The following is a 5,391-nucleotide window of genomic DNA, read 5'->3' as shown; positions in this document are numbered from 1 at the left end:
GACGCGTTGCTCGGCGTGCGCCCGGGTGTCGTTCCCGCGAGGTGCGGTGCCCGCGCGGGAGGCGGACGGTGCCGGTGGGGCGGCGACGGTCCGCTGGCCGGTCGGCGGGGGAGAAGCGCCCGGTGCCTGCAGGCCGCCGGCTGTGACGGTCAGGACGAGCGCCAGCAGCGTCAGGGTCCCCGCGCGTGCCTTCAGGTACGACGAGGTGGCCTGCCGGAGCATGCGGCGACCTCCCTCGGACCGTGGACAGGGCTTGAGCCTATCTGGCCCGCGCAGGTCTCTGGTCCGCGGTCCGGGATGCGCGCGTCAGCGCGGGGTGTCGTCGCTCCGCACCGTCGAGCGGAGCTTGACCGCCCCGTACGCGATCGTCGCGATGATCAGGACCACGGCGATGGCCGTCAGCCACAGCAGTCCTTCGATGATCGCGCCGAGCACCGAGAAGAACAGCCACAGGACCAGGAGGGTGATCAGGATCGCCTTCATCGGCCCAGGTTGGCACGGGTCCCGGTGCGCCGCACCCGGGGCGGGCGCCACTGGTGGGAGCCCCGGGTGCAGGGCGCACGCGGCACCGGTGCCACGGTCAGGCCGGGGAGGCCTCGAACTCGGCGATGATCTGCTGGACCCGCCCCGCGGACAACGTCTCCTCGACCATCAGGGCTGCGGCCATCGCCTCGAGGAGGGGGTGGTGGGCCTCCAGCAGGCTCGTGGCCTGGGTGTGGGCCTCCCGCAGGAGGGTGTCGACGCGTGCGTGGGCCTCAGCCGCCACCGCACCGCCCAGGCGCAGGGTCTCGTCGTCGACGTGGGCGTACCCGAAGTCCGTCATCCCGTACCGGGTCACCATCGCGGTGGCGAGGTTGGTGGCGCTGTGGAGGTCCGAGGACGCGCCCTGGGTGTGCTCCCCGTCCAGGAGTCGCTCCTCGGCCGCACGTCCCGCCAGTGCGACCACCAGCTGGGCGCGGGCCTTGCGGCGGGGCAGGAACACGTCGTCGTTGCCGCTCATCCAGGTCACGCCGCCGGCCGGGCCGCGGGGCACGATCGTGACCGAGACGGGGTCGTCGGCGTCGGGGAGCAGGGCCGCGGCCAAGGTGTGGCCGGCCTCGTGCCATGCCGTCACCTCCCGGTCGAAGTCGGTGATCAGGGCCGACGTGCGGGCCCGGCCCATCGCGACGGTCGCCACCGCGGCCTGGAAGCATGCCGCGTCGACGGTGGTGCGACCTTGGCGGGCCGCCTCCATGCACGCCTCGTTGACGACCTGGGACAGGTCGGCGCCGGACATCCCGGGTGTCTGACGGGCGATCTGCACCAGGTCCACGTCGTCGGCCACGGGCTTGGACCTGGCGTGGACCTGCAGGATCAGGGTGCGGCCGCGGCGGTCCGGGTTGGGGACCTGGACCTGGCGGTCCAGGCGCCCGGGTCGGGTCAGCGCCGGGTCCAGGGTGTCGGCCCGGTTCGTGGCGGCGAGGACGATGACGTGCGAGCCGGCGAACCCGTCCATCTCGTTCAGCAGCGAGATCAGGGTGTTCTCGCGTTCCCCGTCGCTGTTGGAGGTGTGGTTGGAGGACCGGGCCCGACCCACCGCGTCGATCTCGTCGATGAAGATGATCGCGCGTTCGGCCTTGCGGGCCTGGGCGAACAGGTCCCGGACGCGTCGCGCACCGACGCCGACGTACGTCTCCACGAAGTCCGATCCGGCCAGTGCGAAGAACGGCACCTCGGCCTCCCCGGCCACGGCGCGTGCCAGGAGGGTCTTGCCCGTTCCTGGTGGGCCCACCAGCAGCGCGCCCCGGGGCCGGGTCGCGCCCACCGCCTCGAAGCGCTCGGGCTCGCGCAGGAACTGCACCATCTCGCGCAGCTGGTCGACGGCCTCGTCGACCCCGGCGACATCGGCGAACGTGACCTGGGGCACCTCACCGGCGGCCAGTGCCTTGCGCCTGCGTCCCAGGACCCCGCGGGTGCGCGAGCCGTGCACGACACCGATCAGGACGGCGACGACGAGGGCCACGACCCCCAGGCGCACGAGCAGCTGCTGCGTGGGCGACATCTCGCGCGGGGGGACGGCGCTGACCTCGACGCCGGCCTCGAGGAGGGTCGCGGTCAGGTCACCTGCGTACGCGGCGGGGAACTCGGCCCGCACCGCGGCGCCGTCCTCCACGGTCAGGTCCAGGGACCGGGACCGGTCGTCGACCAGCGCCTCGGTGACGGTCCCGGCCTCGACCATGGCGAGCGCCTCGGTGAGGCTGGCGGTCACGGGTTCGTCCTTCTCCCCGACCAGGACCGGTCCGACGAGCACAGCCAGGACGGCACCCAGGGCCAGCATGCCGCCGACCACGAGGAGGGTGCGACCCCCGGGGCGGCCCGGGCTCCACCGCGGTCCCCTGCGCGCGGGGGGCGCGGTGTCGTCCGCCTGCTCCGGGGACGGCGTCGGCCCGGCGACGCGGTCGTCCGGGTCCAGGACCGGCGTGAGCGGTTCGTGCTCATGCTCGGGTGCCGTGCGCTCGGGGCGCAGCGGTGCGGGGCGCGGAGGGGCGGTGACCGACGGCGCGAGGGCCGGACTCTTGCGAGGGCTCACGAAGGACACATCGGCGTTCCTGGCGTGGACCTGAGCCCATCCGGCCCGCGAGTCATACCATCAAGTCATGAGCGCCGACGGACTTGACCTCGCCCGGACCAAGATGCAGGAGGCGGGGGTGGCCCCGACCGCAGTCGACGTCTTCTCCCGCTTCTACCAGATGCTGGTGGACGGAGAGACAGGCACGATCCCCGAGGCGCAGGTCGCACCCCTGGAGGAGGTGCCCCACCTGCGCGAGATCGACGTGGCCGACGACGTCGCCGGCGAGGCTTTCGCCGCCACGGTCATGATCAAGCTCAACGGCGGCCTGGGAACCTCGATGGGCATGGACCGGGCCAAGTCCCTGCTGGCCGTCCGGGGCGAGCACACGTTCCTCGACGTGATCGCCCGGCAGGTCCTCGCGGCGCGCGCCGCGACCGGTGCGCGCCTGCCACTGGTGCTGATGAACAGCTTCCGCACCCAGGAGGACACGCTCCGGGCCCTGGCCGCCTACCCCGACCTCCCGGTGGAGGGGATCCCGCTGGACTTCCTCCAGAACAGGGAGCCGAAGCTCCGTGCCGACGACCTCACCCCCGTCCGCTGGCCGGCGGATCCCGGGCTGGAGTGGTGCCCGCCGGGCCACGGCGACCTCTACACCGCGCTCCTGGCCTCGGGGACGCTGCACGCGCTCCTGGAGCGCGGCTTCCGGTACGCGTCGGTGTCCAACGCCGACAACCTCGGCGCCGCGCCGGACGCGCGGGTCGCCGGTTGGTTCGCGACCACCGGCGCCCCGTTCGCTGCAGAGGTGGCACGCCGCACGCCCGCCGACCGCAAGGGCGGGCACCTGGTGGTGCGTCGGGCCGACGGCCGGATCGTGCTGCGTGAGAGCGCCCAGGTCCCGGCGGAGGACGCCGGGGCGGCCGGTGACATCGACACCCACCGGTTCTTCAACACCAACAACCTGTGGTTGGACCTGCAGGCCCTGGCCGCCGAGCTGGAGGCCACGGGCGGCGTGCTTCGCCTCCCCCTGATCCGTAACGACAAGACCGTCGACCCGTCGGACCCGGGCTCGACGCCGGTGGTGCAGATCGAGAGTGCCATGGGTGCGGCGATCGAGGTGTTCGAGGGAGCGACGGTCCTGGAGGTCGACCGTTCACGGTTCCTGCCGGTGAAGACCACCAACGACCTGCTCGTCCTGCGGTCGGACGTGTACCGGGCGACGGAGGACCACCGGCTCGCCGCGCAGGTGCCGGCACCCCTGGTGGACCTCGACCCGGCCCACTACAAGACGATCCGGGCGTTCGACCAGAGGGTCCGGCACACCCCGTCGTTGGTGGGCGCGACGGCACTGCGCGTGCGGGGGGACTGGACGTTCGAGCAGGACGTCCGGGTGGAGGGCGAGGCTCGCCTGGAGGACCCCGGGGCCCCGGCGACGGTCGGTGCTGGTTCCACCGTCACCGCCGACGGGGCCACCCGCGCGGCCCCGGTCAGGGGGTGACGACCCCGCAGGCGATGCGCGGCCCGGCATCGCCGGTGGCGAGGGTGTCCTCGTCCGGGCCGTCGGGGGCGTAGCGCTCGGGGATGTGGGCGAAGTTGTCACGCTCGCCGTGGACCATGAACGCGGCACCGTCCTCGTCGAGGAGGTCCTCGATGGTGAACAGGTCGGTGAGGATCGTCAGGTCGGCGGTTCCCTGGCCTGTCACCAGCAGGGGCGGCAGGTCGCCAGCGTGCGCGCCGTGGTCGCTGCCGTCCAGGTCGAGGTGACCCCCGGCAGAGAGGAAGTCCCCGACGTCGTCGGGGTCGTCGGGCGCCGGGCTGTCGGGCTCGCACTCGCCGATGCCGTGGATGTGGAACCCGCGGAAGCCGGGTTCCAGCCCGTTGGCCTGCACCCGCACCTCGGTGCCGGTGCCGGTGTCGGTGAGCCACACCGTCCCGATCTCCTCACCCTCGGGTGTGCGCAGGACCGCGGTCGCACCCGGTTCGGTGTCCATCCCGGCTGCGCCGTCCTCTGTGGTCGCGTCCTCGGCGGGTAGGCCGCCGGGCGGGTCCTCGACGTCGTCGGCGGTACAGCCCACGAGCAGGACCGTGGCGGCGGCCGGGACGAGAAGAGCACGGGTCGTACGTCGCATGAGTTCTTCCCCCTGGTGGTGATGCTGACGGGCACCAGGGTCCGACAAGCCGCCGTCCGTCGCATCCGCACCGGTGCGGGGAGGTGGGCACCGGTGGGCGCCCACCTCCCCGGACGTCACCTGTCGACGGGAACCGGTGACGGCCAGCCGTGCACCGGGACGAGCTCGAGCACGGGTGCCAGGGCCCGCCACCGGGCGATCTCGCAACCGTTGTGCCGGCTGAACCTGGTGGAGACCTTCTGGTCGCCGACGTGGCCCTCGAGGTGCGCGACCTCAGGGCCCTCCCACTGCTGGGTGCAGAGCACGTCGGCGGGCACCGGTGGCAGGGCGGCCTGGCCGGCGGCGCTGAGCAGCGCGTCGCAGGCGGCCTCGGCACGGGGATGGTCCCCACCGGTCGGGCCGCACTCGAGCGTCGCCCGGTGGCCGCGACCGGAGCCCGTCGGGTACATCGTGACGGTGACCTGGGCGACCGGCCCGGTGGCGTGCGGGACGTCGAGGAGGGCGGCGAGTGCGTCCCACCTGTCGATCTCGCACCCGTTGGTCCGGTCGAACGCCGTTGCCACCCGTCGGCCGTCGACGTAGCCCCGGACGTGCGCGACCTGCGGCCCGCCCCACACGTCGGTGCACGGTGTCCCCGGCGGCACGGGCTGGAGCGCGGCCCGTCCGGTCCGGGTGTCGAGCGCCGCGCAGGCGGCTCGGGCTGCGGGGTGGTCC

6 protein-coding genes are annotated in these 5,391 nt (G+C 73.5%); 1 reads left to right on the top strand and 5 read right to left on the bottom strand.

Annotation, left to right across the window (positions count from 1 at the left end; all coding sequences use genetic code 11):
- The 3 genes from N869_RS12645 to N869_RS12640 form a co-directional block, all read right to left on the bottom strand.
- Positions 1–222: hypothetical protein (locus tag N869_RS12645; protein WP_035062226.1), on the bottom strand; the 222-nt coding region annotated here is incomplete at its 3' end.
- Between the two features lie 84 nt (positions 223–306).
- Complete coding sequence (locus N869_RS17875) at positions 307–483, bottom strand: hypothetical protein (RefSeq protein ID WP_198026071.1); 177 nt, start codon at positions 481–483, stop codon at positions 307–309.
- Between the two features lie 97 nt (positions 484–580).
- Complete coding sequence (locus N869_RS12640; RefSeq protein ID WP_156968536.1) at positions 581–2,569, bottom strand: ATP-dependent metallopeptidase FtsH/Yme1/Tma family protein; 1,989 nt, start codon at positions 2,567–2,569, stop codon at positions 581–583.
- 67 nt (positions 2,570–2,636) lie between these two features.
- On the opposite strand from N869_RS12640, the gene N869_RS12635 reads away from it, so the two are divergent.
- Entirely contained in the window at positions 2,637–4,046 is a 1,410-nt protein-coding gene (locus tag N869_RS12635) for a UTP--glucose-1-phosphate uridylyltransferase (RefSeq protein WP_035062225.1), read from the top strand.
- Here N869_RS12635 and N869_RS12630 read toward each other — a convergent pair.
- Both N869_RS12630 and N869_RS16645 read right to left on the bottom strand, forming a co-directional pair.
- Positions 4,036–4,677, bottom strand: coding sequence for a superoxide dismutase family protein (locus N869_RS12630; protein ID WP_035062224.1), 642 nt, complete (start codon positions 4,675–4,677; stop codon positions 4,036–4,038). The genes N869_RS12635 and N869_RS12630 overlap by 11 nt on opposite strands.
- 116 nt (positions 4,678–4,793) lie before the next feature.
- Positions 4,794–5,391 (bottom strand): SSI family serine proteinase inhibitor (locus N869_RS16645; protein ID WP_084137133.1); only part of this gene is annotated, 598 nt, incomplete at its 5' end.

Source organism: Cellulomonas bogoriensis 69B4 = DSM 16987 (assembly GCF_000767165.1).
GTDB lineage: Bacteria > Actinomycetota > Actinomycetes > Actinomycetales > Cellulomonadaceae > Actinotalea > Actinotalea bogoriensis.
The sequence above is the reverse complement of the archived record's forward strand: the minus strand, read 5'-3'. Positions and strand labels throughout refer to the sequence as shown.

Coding starts and splice junctions, on each gene's coding strand:
- N869_RS17875 (WP_198026071.1), bottom strand. CDS start 483: ATGAAGGCGATCCTGATCACCCTCCTGGTCCTGTGGCTGTTCTTCTCG.
- N869_RS12635 (WP_035062225.1), top strand. CDS start 2,637: ATGAGCGCCGACGGACTTGACCTCGCCCGGACCAAGATGCAGGAGGCG.
- N869_RS12630 (WP_035062224.1), bottom strand. CDS start 4,677: ATGCGACGTACGACCCGTGCTCTTCTCGTCCCGGCCGCCGCCACGGTC.